Genomic DNA, 14,759 nt, shown 5'->3' on the forward strand with positions numbered 1-14,759 from the left:
CCCGTCGACTGGCAGTTGGATCGAGCGATGGACGCGATCCTGCTGAGTTCTACCGCGTGCCCATCATGGGGTGGCGCCGGTCGTAGGTCGGACAGGGCACTCTGAGTGCTACGTGTTCCCGGCGAGCTCGCCGTCACGCGGTCCCGCCGGAGCTTCCACTCTCGAAACGCTTCCAGATCCCGGCGAGCGCACGCAGCTCATCGCCCTCCAGGTGAGCAAAGAAGAGTTCGTCCAGATCGGCACGGTGCTGGCGCCATGCCCGCCGCAACAGCGCGCGGCCGTCACGAGTGAGGAGCGCGTCGAAGCTGCGGCCATCCGTGGCAGACCGCCGACGCTCGATGAGCCCGCGCCCCTCGAGCCGATCCGCGAGTCTGCTGAATCCCGGTTTGCTCATCAGCCGCCGCGCGGCGAGATCCGACATCCGCATCCCCGCAGGCCCGGCCTCAGCGAGTAGTGCTAGCACGCTGTACTCGGCCATGCTCACTCCGAGCGGCGCGAGCCGCTCTTCCATCGCGCGCCAGAGCCGATCGTGCGTGTACAGAAACCCGCTCCACGCCGCGTACTCGACATCCCCCAGACCACCGCTTGCCATGACCTCACGGTAACGCGTCGGAATAATTGCGCGCGCAACTAAGTTGCCCGGGGTGCCGCCGCCAGTAGGTCCGGCGGATGAAGGAGCCAAACCAGCACACCATCGGCCCTAGGAGCAGACATGGCCTTCGAAGTGGGAATCATGACCTTCGGCGAGATCACCGAAGACCCGGCAACAGGGAAGACGCCGTCGCCGCGCGAGCGCGTGCGCGAGACCATCGAGCAGGCACGCCTCGCCGACGAGGTGGGACTGGACGTGTTCGGCATGGGCGAGCACCACCGCACGGACTTCATCGGTTCCGCTCCCAGCATCCTGCTCGCCGCGGCTGCGGAGAAGACCGAGAACATCCGCCTGACCAGCGCCGTCACGGTGCTCAGCTCGGAAGACCCGGTCCGCGTGTGGGAGCAGTTCGCCACGATCGACCTGCTCTCCGCCGGCAGGGCGGAGATCATCGCGGGGCGCGGCTCGTACACGGAGTCCTTTCCGCTGTTCGGGTACGACCTGCGCAACTACGCCGACCTGTTCCGCGAGAAGCTGGATCTGCTGCTGCAGATCCGCGAACGCAACCCGCTCACCTGGGAGGGACACTTCCGCGCTCCCCTCGTCGATGCGGACATCGCGCCGCGCGCCGACGGCGACACATTGCCGATCTGGGTAGGCGTCGGTGGATCGCCGGCGTCGGCCGTCAGCACCGGCCGACTTGGACTGCCCATGGCGCTCGCCCTGCTGCTGGGACCGATCACATTCCACGAGCAGACCGTCCAGCTGTACCGTCAGGCCGCCTCGGAGGCGGGGCACGACATCTCTCGGCTGCCGATCAGCATCAACGCGCACGGTTACGTCGGCCGCACCAGCCAGCAGGCCCGGGACCTGATGTACCCCTACTTCGCGAAGGGGATGGCCGACAACAACCACCAGCGCGGCGAGGGATTCACCATCCCGCGTGCGGCGTTCGACGCGCAGGCCTCTCCGGCGGCGGGGCTGCTCGTGGGCAGCTCGCAGGAGATCATCGACAAGATCATGAGTTACCACGAGCTGTACGGGCTGAACCGCGTCATGATCCAGATGGGCTTCGGCGGGGTTCCGCAGAGAGATCACCTCGAAGCCATCGAGCGGCTCGGCACCGAGGTGGCTCCCGTCGTGCGCCGCGAGGTCGCTCAGCGCGAGAGGGATGCGGCATGACGGTCACCCAGCAGACCGGCACGCTTCCGGAAACCTCCGATCCGGAGGCACCCCTGCGCATCGTCGTGGTCAACGGCAGCCCGAACGAGCCGTCGAAGACAATGGGACTGGTCCACGTCATCCTCGATGAGTTGCGGGGCATGATCCCGATCGTGGTCTCGCAGATCGACGTGTACCGGCTCGGGGAGGGATTCACCGGCGCCATCGGACGCGACGAGACCGGCCCGGCGGCGGAACGCGCCCTTCGGCTCGCTGAGGAGGCTGACCTGCTCCTCGCGGCGACGCCGGTGTTCCGCGGCAGCTACCCCGGGATGTTCAAGCACTTCTTCGACCTCGTCGAGCAGTACGCGCTGGCGAACAAGCCTGTACTGCTCGCAGCCACCGGCGGTAGCGAACGCCACACGCTCGTCCTGGAGCACGCACTGCGCCCGCTGTTCGGCTTCTTCCAGGCGTTCACCGTCCCCGTCGCCTTCTTCGCCTCCGCCGGAGACTTCGACGGCGTGACCCTGCTGAACCCGCGCGTGCACACCCGCATCCAGGTGGGACTCACCGACGTGATCGGCATCCTGCGCTCGCGGATGGCCGCAGAGTCGGGGCACTCTCCTCAGATGTCACTCGCATGGGCGCCTCAGGGGCCGCGTTCGTGATGGTCTTCTCGAGATCCGGCCCCTTGCCCTGGAGTGCACTCCAGGAGTGACACTGGGTGCATGGGACTGACCATCGCCGAGGCGGCACGCCAGCTCGGGCTCGCCGTGGACACACTGCGCTACTACGAGAAGGACGGTCTGCTGCTGCGGCCGGTGCCCCGGTCGAGTGCCGGGCACCGCCGCTACCAAGCGGAGGACCTGCGTTGGATCGAGCTCGTCACCCGGCTGCGCGCCACCGGGATGCCGATCCGCGAGGTGCGCCGGTACGCGGACCTGGTGCGCGCAGGTAGCGGGAACGAACGAGAACGCCTGGAGCTGCTGCAGGGGCACCGGGAGGCCGTGCTCGGCCAGCTCGTCGAGGTGCAGGCGCACCTGGCGGCGATCGAGTACAAGATCGACCTCTACACCGATCGACTCGGGGCGGAGTGTCTGTCGGCCTGAGCCCGTGGAGGGTGCGCCCCGGCACCTCGCGGGCAGGTCAAGAGCGCCACTTGACCTGGAGCGCACTCCAGCGACTTCACTCGAGGTCATGAACATCTCCACCCGCACCCTCGGTAGCACCGCTCCTCTCACCGTCTCCAGCCTCGGGCTTGGCTGCATGGGCATGTCCGAGTTCTACGGCACCCCCGCCCACGCCGATGGCATCGCCACCATCCACCGGGCCCTCGACCTCGGCGTCACCTTCCTCGACACCGCCGACATGTACGGGCCTTTCACCAATGAGCAACTCGTCGGCGAAGCCATCCGCGATCAGCGCGAGCAGGTGCAGCTGGCCACGAAGTTCGGCAACGAGCGACTCCCGGACGGCACCCGCGTGGGCGTCAACGGCCGCCCGGACTACGTCCGCGCGGCGTGTGACGCCTCCCTGCAGCGCCTCGGCGTGGACCACATCGACCTCTACTACCAGCACCGGGTGGACCCGGATGTTCCTATCGAGGAGACCGTGGGCGCGATGGCCGAGCTGGTCCAGGCCGGCAAGGTGCGCTTCCTCGGCCTGTCTGAAGCCGCAGCGTCCACCATCCGGCGCGCCCACGCCGTGCACCCGATCACCGCGCTGCAGACCGAGTACTCGCTGTTCACCCGGGACCTGGAGGCCGATATCCTGCCGACCCTGCGCGAGCTCGGGATCGGTCTGGTGCCGTACTCCCCGCTCGGGCGCGGACTGCTCACCGGTGCGATCACCCGGGAGTCACTGCCCTCCGGCGACAGCCGCAGCAGCGGGTACTTCCCCCGGTTCCAGGGCGAGAACCTGGACGCGAACCTGGCGCTGGTCGACGCGGTGCGCGCGATCGCCGACCAGCTCGACGCCACGCCCGGTCAGCTCGCCCTGGCCTGGGTGCTCGCCCAGGGTGAGGACGTGGTGCCGGTCCCGGGCACGAAGCGGGTGCGCTACCTGGAGGAGAACGTGGCCGCGGCCGCGCTCACGCTCTCCGAGGAGCACCTGGCAGCACTGGCTCGTGCCGTCCCGGCGGACGCCGTCGCCGGTGAGCGATACGGGGACATGAGCTCCATCGACTCGACCTCGTGAGGTGCCACGAGGATGACGGTTGGATCGTGGTGATCGCGCGGCTGCCGTCGCCGGTCCGCCCGCGGATCGTCAGCCGCCCGTCCCCGCTCGTCTGCGTGACCTATGCCCCGCCTGCAGACCCCACCCGGCTTCCGCTGACAGGCCGACCGGGGCGCATCCCGCAGCGTCGTCGTGGTGGCGAACCTCTGACCGCACCCTGGTCCATCGCGTCGGGGAGATACCGAACGTCCTCGTGAAGGCCCGGATGAAGGAGGGCGCATCGGAGTAACCGCTCTGGCGCGCCACTGACTGGATCGTCATCCCCGGCCGCTCCAAGAGCAACCTGCAGGCGTGCTCCATCCGGATGCGTCGCAGGTAGGCCGCCGGGGTGTCGGCGTCGTCGGCGAATAGCGCGTGGACATACCGCGCCGAGATGAAGTGCTGAGCGGCCAGATCTTCCACGGTGAGCTGCGTGTCGCTCAGCCGCTCCCGCAACGACGCTCGAAGCAGGTTCAGCTTCTCGGCTCGCACAGGGTCGGCCGGTCGCTCGTGGGTGAGCGCGGAGCGAGCCACTGAGCCCAGCACCTGGCCGACGGCGCTCGTCATGCTGGCGCCGGCGATCGGATCATCGAGGAACTGATCCGTCTGGAGGCTGAGCAGCATCGCCTGCAGTGAGGGCTGACCAGGGGCATCGGCTCCGATCGGCGTCACCATCAGGTGATCGAGGAAGCCATCGCCGAGCCCGGCGATCGGGCGCGCCAGCTGAGCGAGGAGCAGATCCTGGGGCGCGCTGGGCGCCTCGATCGAGTAGGGAACTCGTGCATTCCACAGCACGATGCTTCCCGGTCCCAGAGAGGCAGTCCGGCCGTGCTGGTGCAGCGACCAGGCCCCGTCCAAGGTCACCGCCATCAGCACATCGTCGACCTGCGTTCCACTGACCCGTTCCGCGTGATGGGGCCCCACACGGAGCCTGCTGATCGTCAGGCTGGGTGAGATGCGATACCGGCTGATGCTCGCGGAGAATCCCGGCGCTTCGGTGCGGCACCGGATCGGGTGGAAGTGCCAGCTGACGATGTCCTGCCAGCTCCCGATATCGGTGACGGTCACATTGGCGACGTGCGCGTCGTGCAACCGCTGCGGGCTCATGGTCGGCGCCCGTGCCGCGCTCCCTGACGCATGCCAGAAACGCTACCAAGCGGTGCAGATCCTGCCTACCGCTGTGCAGTTGCGGACAATCGACTCCGCGCGGTTCGACTTAGCGTGAAAGCACCGGCCGCGACGCTGCGGCCACGTCGGGCTCGTCTGCGGAAGGGAAGTCTCATGACTGGAAACAAGACAGTCGTCTATCAAGGACCCGGACAGGTGTCGGTGGAGGATCTCGACTACCCCACCCTGGAGATCCCGAAGGAAGTCGCCGACGGTATGGGGATCAAACAGGCGGCACCGCACGCGGTCATTCTCAAGCTCGTCACCACGAACATCTGCGGCAGTGACCAGCACATGGTCCGTGGTCGCACCACGGCACCCGTCGGGCAGACGCTCGGCCATGAGATCACCGGCGAGGTCGTGGACGCCGGTGACGATGTGCTGTTCCACAGCGTGGGGGACATCTGCTCGGTGCCGTTCAATATCGCGTGCGGCCGGTGCCGCATGTGCAACGAGGGCAAGACCGGGATCTGCCTGAACGTCAACCCGGCCCGCGCGGGTGCCGCCTACGGGTACGTGGATATGGGTGGCTGGCTGGGCGGACAGGCCGAGTACGTGATGATCCCCTACGCGGACTTCAACCTGCTGAAGTTCCCCGATCGCGATCAGGCGCTCGAGAAGATCCTCGACCTGACGATGCTCTCCGACATCTTCCCCACCGGATACCACGGTGCGGTCTCGGCCGGGGTCACCACCGGATCGACCGTCTACGTTGCCGGAGCCGGGCCGGTCGGGCTGGCCGCCGCATACTCCGCCCAGCTGCTCGGCGCAGCCACCGTGATCGTGGGCGACATGAACGCCGAGCGGCTGCGCCAGGCGGAGAGTTTCGGGTGCGCCACCGCGGATCTGTCCACCGGCGACGCATTGCCGGACATCATCGCCGACATCGTGGGAGAACCGGAGATCGACGCAGCAGTGGACGCCGTCGGGTTCGAGGCCCGGGGCCATGGCGAAGATGCCGCCGAAGCACCCGCCACCGTGCTGAACGACGTGATGAGCGTGGCCCGTGCCGGCGCATCCCTCGGCATCCCGGGCCTCTATGTCACCGGTGACCCCGGTGCCGTCGACGAGGCCGCCCAGCATGGCCAGATCGGCGTCCGGCTCGGCCTGGGATGGGCGAAGTCGCACGTCTTCGTGACCGGGCAGTGCCCGGTCAAGAAGTACAACCGGCAGCTGATGAACCTCATCCTCGCGGATCGAGCCCACATCGCCGACGCGGTGAACGCCACCACCATCGGTCTCGACCAGGCGCCGGACGGGTACGCGCAGTTCGACGCCGGTGCCGCCCAGAAGTTTGTGATCGACCCACACGGCATGGTCGCCTGACGCTCAGCGGCGCCTCGCCCCGCCGCCCGGGGTGAGGCGCCGCTGTGCCTGCACCAACTGACGTCTCGTGGCAGGCTGCTTTCCATACGCTCAAGCCGGGCAAGTGGGGAGTTGCGATGCCGGACGCGATCGGGGACCTGACCCGGGCGCTCGACGCTGAGGACCCGGCCGCCGCACGGCAGGGGCTCCGTGACCTGCCGCCCGAGGTTGCCGGCGCCGAGGGTCTGGACGTGCTCGCCGCGGCGGCTTCCGGCGGATCAGCCCTGGCCGTCGAACTATTCGTGGAGCAGTTGGACGCCACCGGGGTGGTGCACCGGTTCGTCCGGGGCGCTCTCCTGGACGAGTCCGCCATCGACGACGTCGCCCAGGACAGCCTGATCTCGGTGGCCTCCTCGATCGGCTCCTTCACAGGGGCATCGAAAGCGACCACCTGGGTGCACAGCATCGTGCGCCGCCGGGTGACCGACCATCTGCGCCGCCAGCGCGCCACCACTCCACTGCCGCAGGACGACCTCGGCCCCGGCGAGCGGATGAGTTCGATGATCGCCACGCGCGCCACCGTGCGTGAGGCGCTCGCCGGCCTGCCGGACCTGTACCGCGAACCGGTGACCCTGCGGGACATCGAGGGCCTGCCCTACGCCGAGGTGTCAGAACGGCTGGACCGCAGTATCGGCACGGTGAAGTCGCAGGTGGCGCGCGGGCGCGCCCTGGTGGCCGCGGCGCTGGGCAGCACCGGCGAGGGTGAGCGCTGATGGTGGAGCGGATCGGCCGGTACCGCCTGGAGGAGGTGATCGGCATCGGGTCCTTCGCCACCGTGCACCGCGGCGTGGACGACCGGCTCGAGGACACGATCGTGGTGAAGCTGCTCGCGGAGAACCACAGCCTCAACCCGGAGGTGCGGGAACGGTTTATCGCCGAGGGCCGCAGCCTGCGCCGGGTGCGCAGCCCGCACGTGGTGACCGTGCACGACCTGGGTGAGTCGGACCGCCAGCAGCCCTACCTGGTGCTCGAGCACGCGGACCGGGGGACGCTCGCCGCCCGGGTCGCATCGCTGCGCGCTAAGGGCTGGACGGCGAGCCCGGAGGAACTGCTTGCTACCGCCCGCACCCTGGCGGCGGCGATCGAGGCGGTGCATCGGGCGCACCTGGTGCACCGCGACCTGAGCCCGGGCAACGTGCTGCTCACCACCGCCCGGGGTCCGGAGGGCGTCACGCCCGACGGCGGCCCTCCCGCCCCGAGCGCAGGCACGGCCGGGCCGCTGGTCCAGTCCGGCGAACGCCTTCTCGTGGCCGACCTGGGCATGTGCAAGGACCTCGCGCTCAACTCCGGGCTGACGGTGGCCGGCGGGACGTCCGGGTTCCGGCCGCCCGAGCAGCGGGACGGCCCCGGGATCGTCGACGCCCGGGCGGACTTGTGGTCGCTCTCGGCGCTGATGTTCTGGCTCGCCGAGGGTGCGGAGGTGCCCGAGGCGTTCACCGCGGCGCTGCGGGTCAGCATGGCGGAGAACCCCGAGGACAGGCACCCCGACGTGACCGGCTGGTTGGCCGCCGTCGAGGGTGCGCTGGCGCCGGAGCCGGCCGCCTCAGAACCGGACGCGCCGCACGTGGGCCCCTTCCCGGATGCGCGGCGGCGCGGCGGGCTGGTCGTCGCGCTGGCGACACTGGCGGTGCTCGTGGCGGCAGGGATCGGGCTGGCGCTCGGGGCACTGCTGTTCCGCGACGACGGCCAGCCGCCGGCGAGCACCGCTGACGCCTCTGTCGCGATCGACGGCCCTTCGCAGCTGACGGTCGGTGAGCCCGCGGAGTTCACGGCCGTGGTCGAGGGCGTCCAGACCATGGTCTGGGCCCTGCCCAACGGGACCTACGCCGTCGACGAGGAGGCCGTGACCCTCACGCCGCGCGGACCGGGCATCGCCTCGATCACGCTCAACGCCCGCACCCCCGCCGGCACCGAGCTGGAGGCCGTGCACGAGGTGGAGGTGACCGAATAGCACGCTCGATGCAACTTTCTGACGGCGTGGTGCGACTCACGGGGGAACGCACCAGCTGCGAGGGAGAGAGTCATGAAGTACACCACGTTCCAGATGGCGGCCGTGCCTGCGCTACTGGCGGTCACGCTGGCCGGCTGCGGCCCGCAGGAGGCCGAGTTCGACCCGCCGGCCACCGACGAGTCCAGCAGCGAGGCTCCGGAAGGGACCGGTGATCCGGCTGAACCGGAGGAGCCGAGCTCATCGAACGAGGAACCCGGCGATGATCCGACCGCATCCGCCGAGCCGGTGGAGATTCCCGAGTGCCTGGAGGACGGGGACGACCGCACCATCGCGATGTTGGACGACGTGGTCATCCCGGCTGAGACGATCGCCGCCACCCCCAGCGAGACGATCGAGGTCGGCGGGAAGACCGTGGAGCTCCCCGGTATCCCCGAGACGGAGATCCCGGAGCGGGTGATCGAGGCGGGGTGCGTCATCGTGTACGACGCTCCGGGAGGTTGCCTGGGAGCCATCGAGATCAGTCGCGCCGTTATTCCCGAGGCGGTCATTCCGGAACGCGTACTGCCCGCGGTGACCCTGCCGGACGGCACCGTCATCGAGGAAGAGGTACTGCCTGCCGTCACCCGTGACGCCGTGGTCGTTCCCGGGGACCGTACCGAGGAGGTCTGCCAGAACACCGACGAGGCAAGCGAGGGCGGGTACGTGAGCCACGTGTATCGGGACGCCGTCTCCAGGTCGAGCCGGCACCAAAGGGTGCTGATCCAGTCCGAGCGCGTACGCCACCCTGTCTGGGTCGACGGAGAACTGGTCGGTCGGACGATCGTCAGCCGTGCCCGCGTCGACAGCACCCGCTATGGGGACCTGTTCATCGACGGGGCGAGTCTGCACGGTTTCTGGCTGGACGATGCCGAGAACACCGAGGTGGCTGAGGACGAGAATCAGACGTTCTTCACCACGCCCTCCGACGTGCTCTTCGCGGTCGACGAGGCCACGATCGACCCGGCTGCGGAGAGTGAGCTGGAGACGATCGCCGCCGCCATCGCCACGCTGGGTGATGATGTCCAGGTCCTCGTCGACGGGCACACGGACAACGTCCGCTCCGCTGAGCACAACCAGCGTCTCTCCGAAGAGCGGGCCGAAGCCGTCGCTGCCTGGCTGACCGACAATGCCGGTATCGACGCCGGCTCGATCACCACCAGAGGCTTCGGCTTCGACTACCCCCGCGCCGACAACAGCACCGAGGAAGGTCGCGCCGACAACAGGCGCGTCGTCATCACCGCCATCACCCAGGGCTGACGCCGGTAGGTGCCACCCGTCGTCGCCCGGCCGTGGCGAGAGCGACGAAAGGTGGCACCTCGCGGGAGGTGAGCTACGCCGTCGGGCGTTCCGACTCGGGCGGTCCGCCGGTGCGGGGGGCCGGCGGGCTGAGCTCACCCGCGATCCGCTGCTCGATCGCGTCGGTGGCGGCGTCGGGCAGCACCAGCAGACCCTCGAGCTCCTTGGTGGCCCGCCGGTAGGCGGACTGCCGCTCGGCGCGGGTGGCGCCGGAGTCGTCCGCGAGCGCGAGCAGCTTCTTCGCCCGGGCGAGGGCGTCCCGCTCGGCCACGGTGAAGTCCGACGTGCGGCGGCGTTTCGCCTCCCGCTCGGCGATGTCGAAGGTGAGCCCGAACTCGCGGACCGCCTCGCGGTAACGCCCGAGCATCCGCGCATCGCGCAACTCGTCGGGGTCGTCGGGCCGGAGCCCGTCGGCGTCACGCTTGGCCCGGTGGAAATCGATCGTGACCTGCTCGCGCATGTCGGTCATCACGGGAAAGTCGATCAGCTTGGCCACGTCGAGCTCGTAATCGAGCCAACGGCGATTGGTCTCCTCGTGCTCGGCGAGCACCCGCTCGATCTCACTGGTGCGGGCCTCTTCGGCCTCCTGAACGGCGAACCGTTCCGCGTTCTTGAGCTTCTGCAGCTCGATCTTGTCCCTGCGGCGGCGCTCGTCCCACTTCTGGGCGCCCTTGACCCAGCCGCCCACCACACCACCGAGGGGAAAGATCAGCCACCAGTAGCCGCCGACGAACTGCCAGAAGGAGTCCACCGGTCCAGGGTAGTCACGGAATCGCACGTCGATTCGGCGACCGGCACGGGTGAATCTTCGCGGAGGTGTCGATTTCGCCGATGTCCGTCCGTCACAGTATGGACAGATCCCCTCACGAAGAAGGAGCCGACATGACCGACACATGGGTATTCCTGATCCGCGAACCCGACTGGGACTCGGACGCATTCCTGCCCGAGAACCTCGCCGGCCGCGATCCGTTCGAGATCTCCGACGACATGGCCGCACAGGGCAAGTTCGAGCAGGTGGTGAAGGACCTGGGCGCGAAAGTCACCGGTGGCCAAGCGCTGCAGAACGCCTCCTACGGCGGCTGGGTGAAGTCGGGCCAGAACGGCGCAGAGCCGGTCTACACCGACGCTCCGTTCACCGACTCCTCGGAGGTCATCACGGGGTTCTACACCATCGAGTGCGACGAAGCGACCGCGCGCCGGCTCGCCGGTCTGCTGCCCAGCGGCAATATCGTCGAGTGGCGCAAGGTGCACCAGTTCGAGTGACGATCCACCGCGAGGAGTTCCGGACCGCCTGGCCGCAGGTGGTCCGGACCCTCGCGGCGCGCACCCACAGCCTGGACCTGGGTGAGGAGTACGCGGCTGAAGCCTTCGCTCGCGCAACCGAGCAACCACCGGGGTTGATCGACGATCTGCCCGCCTGGTGCGTGCGGGTGGGGCACCGGGCGTGGCTGGACGATGTGCGCCGGGCCGAACGATTCGGCAAGCTCCGGTACGAACTCATCCAGCAGGCGAGCGAGCCCGACGGCGGAGCACCCGTTCTGGACGACCGGCTCGCCATGCTGTTCGTCGCCTGTGACGACGTGCTTGCTCCGGGCGCCCAGCTGGTCCTCGCGATGCGGCTCGTGTGCGGGTTGACCACTCGGCAGATCGCCACACACCTGGGCATCAGTTCCACGACGGCGGCCGCTCGCCTGACCCGGGCGAAGGCCAGTCTGGCCCGTGCTCGCCCCGGGTTCGAGGTGCCGGAGGCAGTTGCGCGCACCGCCCGCCTCCCGCTGGTGCTGGCATGCGTGTCCGCATTGCTCACGGTGGGACAACGTGAGCTGGTCGACCCCGACGATCCGGCCGTCGACCCTGGCCGGGACGCCCTCACCCTCGCCGAGACGCTGGCGCAGGAGTATCCGAAGGACGCGGAGGCGATCGGGCTTCGGGCGTGCTGCCGACTTGCGCTCGGGCGCCGCCCCGGACGCGTACGCGACGGGGTAGCCCTGCCGCTGGAGGAGGCCGACCGGACCGCCTGGAACCCGATCCTGCTGCGCGCCGGCCTGGCCGATGTGGCCCGCGCGAACGCCCTCACCCAGGCGCCGGGACGCTTTGTCCTCGAAGCGGCCATCTCGGGGCTGCACACCACGATCAGGCGACCGGACGCGGCCGACTGGGCGACCGTCGTCGGGCTCTATGACGCGCTCGTGAGGCAATGGCCCTCGCCGGCCGCCCACGTGGCTCGGTTGGTGGCCATGGGCCGGCGGGAGCTGACCGCAGGAGGTGACCTGACCGCCGTCGAGCGGGACCTGGAGCAGATCGTGACCGACGGACCGGACTATGCGGCGCGGGACGCGACGTTCGCCCTCGCTGACCTGGAGCACCGCACCAACCGGGCGACGGAATCTGCTGCGCGGTACCGCGAGCTGGCCGAGACCGTGCCGGAAGGACCGTTGCGGGAGTTCTGTCGGCTGCGAGCGAGAATCTGACCGGCGCTGCCCAGGTTTCCCGATCGACCGGCAGTGATCAACGGCTTGCCAGTTCGGCCACGATCCGCTCGTCGACGGCTCGTCGCGAGGTGAGGTACTCCTCCGCGTCATAGCTGAACCGGTCATAGCCGAGTGTGCCGCCCTGGTCGATGTAAGACTGCGCGGTCTCGTGGTCGGTGAGGTCGCGCAACAGTTGCAGGGCGCGATGGTCGTCCATCGCCTGCGCGAACACGCGGTACCGGATCGAGGGCAACGGCCGCCCGCCATCGCCCGGGTAGACGATGAACGCATCACCAGCGGGGAAGGCACCCCCGGCGCAGGTGTCCGTGAACGGATCGATCCTGCGTCGCGACTCCTGGGCCAGCCAGAAGTTGAACCCCCAGTGCAGGAACCCGGGCGCACCGGCAGCGAACAGCTGCCGGCCGAGCACACGGTTGCGCAACGACGGCATCCCGATGAACCGGTTGGCCACGTCCCGGTGCTGCGAGACGCAGTAGTAGACCCACGGGCTCAACCCCGCCGCGAGGAAGTCGGCCACGTGGTCGGTGGCCACGATGGGTGTCTGCACCACACCGTCACGAGCGAAGGCGTAGTCGCTGAGCGCGTCAGCCACCACGGCGCCGTCGAGCAGGTCGGCCACGACCTCGCGCGCTCGGCGGTAGTCGTCGACCATGTCCGCCCGGGGCTCGTCACTGATGTGGAAGAAGACGTCCCCCGGCCAGTGCTCAGCCAGGTACGCCCGCAGCTGCGGCAACAGCGCCGTCATCAGCTCCCGGTAGCGCGGGTCCGTGGCCGGCACGTCCCAGCCGAACCACCGCTCGGTCCCGGTCGGGGTGTCCACGTAGATGGCCGGCGTCGCGCGGGCACCCCACTGCGTGAACAGGTGCGCGATCTCCAGAGTTCGCATCCCGTGCTTCTCGCACAGGCGCAACCACCTGCCCAGGTGCTCGAAGGAGAATCGGTACCCTCCGCCGTCGTGGGAGATCTGGACCAGCTGCACCGGTGTACGCGTGTGCCCGACGGCGGTGTCCAGCGGCGGGGTCCAGGTGGGCGTCAGCACCGAGTTCACGTGCATCTGCGCTGCAGCAGCGAGGTAGTGGTCCAGGATCCGCCAGTGCTCGTCGCTGAAGACCGCCACCTGGTAGTGGTCGGCCAGGCAGTCGGCGTGCAGCCAGTGCGTGTTGACGATGTCCAGCTCCGGAAGGCGGTGTGGGTGCACCCGCACCGGCAGCTCGGCCCGGTGCACCGTCTCGCCCGTGCGAGCATCAGAGATCACCACGCCGAGCTCGTGCCTACCAGCCGCCGTCGGGTCCTCCACACAGAGGTCGATCCAGATCGCCTGCCAGTAGCCGATCGCCGGACTGATCGTGCCTTCGTCGTTCAGCGGCCGTAGCAGGTCCGGGTAGAGCCCAGGCGTGTCCCGGAGGTAGCCGGAGTCGTGGCCGTCGAACGCCAGCAAGGTGGCCGGGACCAGCTCGACGGTGCTGAACCGGACCTGCCCGGCCAGGGGCCCGACCGCCTCGACCCGGAGCGATGGGATCGCGGCCAGCGACTCTGCGGCCGGTGGCAGGAACGCGATCTGTGCCGAGAGCACCTCCCCCAGGAAACCGCTCAGCTCCGCCCCCGCCCGGGCCGGGCGCGGGCGCTCGTCGGCGAACACCTTCTCCAGCGAATCGACGGTCAGGAACGTCCAGTCCGGGCGCGACGCCGGATCACCCATCGACTACACCGCCTCCGGCGCAGAGCGCTCGACCCCACGCGCGCTCAGCCATCCGGCGAGCCGGTCCGGACGGTCGGTGATGATGCCATCCACGCCCCACGCGACCGCCTCCTCCCAGGCAGCAGCCTCGTTCAGAGTCCACACGAACACCCTCATCCCCGCGTCATGGATGGCCTGCACCAGGTTCGGGTCCTCAGCGAGCAGGTCGTAGCGCGGGTTGCACGCCATCGCGCCCACCTCTGCCGAGAGCAGGAACATCACCTCGTTCGGTGCCACGTGGCTCCCCACCAGCAGCCCCAGTCTCATGGCGGGGTCCACCGCCCGCAGGGCCCGGATGGTCTGCGGCCAGAACGTCTGCACGATGGTCCGCTCCCGCATCCCGGCCGCGTCCAGGGTGGCCAGCACCACCGTCGCCTGCACCACGGTGAGGTCGCCCTTCACCTCGAGCAGCAGATCCGTGCCGTCATGATCGGAGAGGAACCTGGCGACGTCGGCCAGCAACGGCACCCGGTGCGCGGCGAACACAGGGGAGAACCAGGATCCCGCGTCCAGCTCCCGCGCCTGCGCGCCAGTCATCCCGGCCACCTCACCCGCTCCGGTCGTGGTCGCATCCACCGTGGCGTCGTGGATCACCACCGGGACGCCGTCGGCGGACATCCGCACATCGACCTCCACCAGGTCCGCACCGGCACGCCAGGCGCCTTCCACCGCAGGCATCGTGTTGCCCGGTGCCACCGAGGCGTTGCCACGGTGCGCCACCACCAGAGGACGATCGGGCGCCCT

15 protein-coding genes are annotated in these 14,759 nt (G+C 69.2%); 10 read left to right on the plus strand and 5 right to left on the minus strand.

The genetic code is table 11. The features are described 5' to 3' along the window. Positions 1–133: 133 nt before the first annotated feature. Positions 134–592 (minus strand): MarR family winged helix-turn-helix transcriptional regulator, encoded by a 459-nt coding sequence (locus tag BLU77_RS13275; RefSeq protein WP_089773601.1) that lies wholly within the window; start codon positions 590–592, stop codon positions 134–136. 120 nt (positions 593–712) lie between these two features. On the opposite strand from BLU77_RS13275, the gene BLU77_RS13280 reads away from it, so the two are divergent. The 4 genes from BLU77_RS13280 (at position 713) to BLU77_RS13295 (ending at position 3,949) form a co-directional block, all read left to right on the plus strand. Beyond that, complete coding sequence (locus tag BLU77_RS13280; protein ID WP_089773602.1) at positions 713–1,774, plus strand: LLM class flavin-dependent oxidoreductase; 1,062 nt, start codon at positions 713–715, stop codon at positions 1,772–1,774. Next, on the plus strand, positions 1,771–2,421 hold the full coding sequence (locus tag BLU77_RS13285; protein WP_089773603.1) for an NAD(P)H-dependent oxidoreductase: 651 nt from the start codon (positions 1,771–1,773) through the stop codon (positions 2,419–2,421). The genes BLU77_RS13280 and BLU77_RS13285 overlap by 4 nt, the downstream gene beginning before the upstream one ends. A gap of 60 nt (positions 2,422–2,481) precedes the next feature. Further along, entirely contained in the window at positions 2,482–2,862 is a 381-nt protein-coding gene (locus BLU77_RS13290) for a MerR family transcriptional regulator (RefSeq protein WP_089773604.1), read from the plus strand. 94 nt (positions 2,863–2,956) lie between these two features. Further along, a complete protein-coding gene (locus BLU77_RS13295; RefSeq protein ID WP_217632549.1) occupies positions 2,957–3,949 on the plus strand; it encodes an aldo/keto reductase in 993 nt (330 codons plus the stop codon). Positions 3,950–4,018: 69 nt separating this feature from the next. Here BLU77_RS13295 and BLU77_RS13300 read toward each other — a convergent pair whose 3' ends face one another. Beyond that, a complete protein-coding gene (locus BLU77_RS13300; RefSeq protein WP_089773606.1) occupies positions 4,019–5,074 on the minus strand; it encodes an AraC family transcriptional regulator in 1,056 nt (351 codons plus the stop codon). A gap of 174 nt (positions 5,075–5,248) precedes the next feature. Here BLU77_RS13300 and fdhA point away from each other — a divergent pair, with 174 nt between their 5' ends. From fdhA to BLU77_RS13320, 4 genes are all read left to right on the plus strand, one after another. Then, positions 5,249–6,460: a formaldehyde dehydrogenase, glutathione-independent gene (fdhA, locus tag BLU77_RS13305; protein WP_089773607.1), complete on the plus strand. Its 1,212-nt coding sequence runs from the start codon at positions 5,249–5,251 to the stop codon at positions 6,458–6,460. Between the two features lie 44 nt (positions 6,461–6,504). Then, positions 6,505–7,212, plus strand: a complete 708-nt coding sequence (locus tag BLU77_RS13310; RefSeq protein WP_175477096.1) for an RNA polymerase sigma factor — start codon at positions 6,505–6,507, stop codon at positions 7,210–7,212. Beyond that, positions 7,212–8,450, plus strand: a complete 1,239-nt coding sequence (locus tag BLU77_RS13315; RefSeq protein ID WP_175477097.1) for a serine/threonine-protein kinase — start codon at positions 7,212–7,214, stop codon at positions 8,448–8,450. Before BLU77_RS13310 ends, BLU77_RS13315 begins: the two co-directional genes overlap by 1 nt. 72 nt (positions 8,451–8,522) lie before the next feature. Then, entirely contained in the window at positions 8,523–9,746 is a 1,224-nt protein-coding gene (locus tag BLU77_RS13320; RefSeq protein WP_089773609.1) for an OmpA family protein, read from the plus strand. Positions 9,747–9,819: 73 nt separating this feature from the next. Here BLU77_RS13320 and BLU77_RS13325 read toward each other — a convergent pair whose 3' ends face one another. Beyond that, on the minus strand, positions 9,820–10,536 hold the full coding sequence (locus BLU77_RS13325; protein ID WP_089775757.1) for a hypothetical protein: 717 nt from the start codon (positions 10,534–10,536) through the stop codon (positions 9,820–9,822). A gap of 131 nt (positions 10,537–10,667) precedes the next feature. On the opposite strand from BLU77_RS13325, the gene BLU77_RS13330 reads away from it, so the two are divergent. After that, on the plus strand, positions 10,668–11,048 hold the full coding sequence (locus tag BLU77_RS13330) for a YciI family protein (protein WP_089773610.1): 381 nt from the start codon (positions 10,668–10,670) through the stop codon (positions 11,046–11,048). Beyond that, entirely contained in the window at positions 11,045–12,256 is a 1,212-nt protein-coding gene (locus BLU77_RS13335; RefSeq protein ID WP_089773611.1) for a DUF6596 domain-containing protein, read from the plus strand. Before BLU77_RS13330 ends, BLU77_RS13335 begins: the two co-directional genes overlap by 4 nt. A gap of 37 nt (positions 12,257–12,293) precedes the next feature. Here BLU77_RS13335 and BLU77_RS13340 read toward each other — a convergent pair whose 3' ends face one another. After that, positions 12,294–13,976: a DUF4091 domain-containing protein gene (locus tag BLU77_RS13340; protein WP_089773612.1), complete on the minus strand. Its 1,683-nt coding sequence runs from the start codon at positions 13,974–13,976 to the stop codon at positions 12,294–12,296. 3 nt (positions 13,977–13,979) lie between these two features. Then, the gene (locus tag BLU77_RS13345) at positions 13,980–14,738 is read right to left on the minus strand and encodes a glycerophosphodiester phosphodiesterase (RefSeq protein ID WP_245708856.1); all 759 of its coding nucleotides are present in this window, start codon (positions 14,736–14,738) and stop codon (positions 13,980–13,982) included. Positions 14,739–14,759 lie beyond the last annotated feature (21 nt).

The organism is Ruania alba (genome assembly GCF_900105765.1).
Classification (GTDB): Bacteria; Actinomycetota; Actinomycetes; order Actinomycetales; family Beutenbergiaceae; genus Ruania; species Ruania alba.

Coding starts and splice junctions, on each gene's coding strand:
- BLU77_RS13275 (WP_089773601.1), bottom strand. CDS start 592: ATGGCAAGCGGTGGTCTGGGGGATGTCGAGTACGCGGCGTGGAGCGGG.
- BLU77_RS13280 (WP_089773602.1), top strand. CDS start 713: ATGGCCTTCGAAGTGGGAATCATGACCTTCGGCGAGATCACCGAAGAC.
- BLU77_RS13285 (WP_089773603.1), top strand. CDS start 1,771: ATGACGGTCACCCAGCAGACCGGCACGCTTCCGGAAACCTCCGATCCG.
- BLU77_RS13290 (WP_089773604.1), top strand. CDS start 2,482: ATGGGACTGACCATCGCCGAGGCGGCACGCCAGCTCGGGCTCGCCGTG.
- BLU77_RS13300 (WP_089773606.1), bottom strand. CDS start 5,074: ATGAGCCCGCAGCGGTTGCACGACGCGCACGTCGCCAATGTGACCGTC.
- fdhA (WP_089773607.1), top strand. CDS start 5,249: ATGACTGGAAACAAGACAGTCGTCTATCAAGGACCCGGACAGGTGTCG.
- BLU77_RS13315 (WP_175477097.1), top strand. CDS start 7,212: ATGGTGGAGCGGATCGGCCGGTACCGCCTGGAGGAGGTGATCGGCATC.
- BLU77_RS13320 (WP_089773609.1), top strand. CDS start 8,523: ATGAAGTACACCACGTTCCAGATGGCGGCCGTGCCTGCGCTACTGGCG.
- BLU77_RS13330 (WP_089773610.1), top strand. CDS start 10,668: ATGACCGACACATGGGTATTCCTGATCCGCGAACCCGACTGGGACTCG.
- BLU77_RS13340 (WP_089773612.1), bottom strand. CDS start 13,976: ATGGGTGATCCGGCGTCGCGCCCGGACTGGACGTTCCTGACCGTCGAT.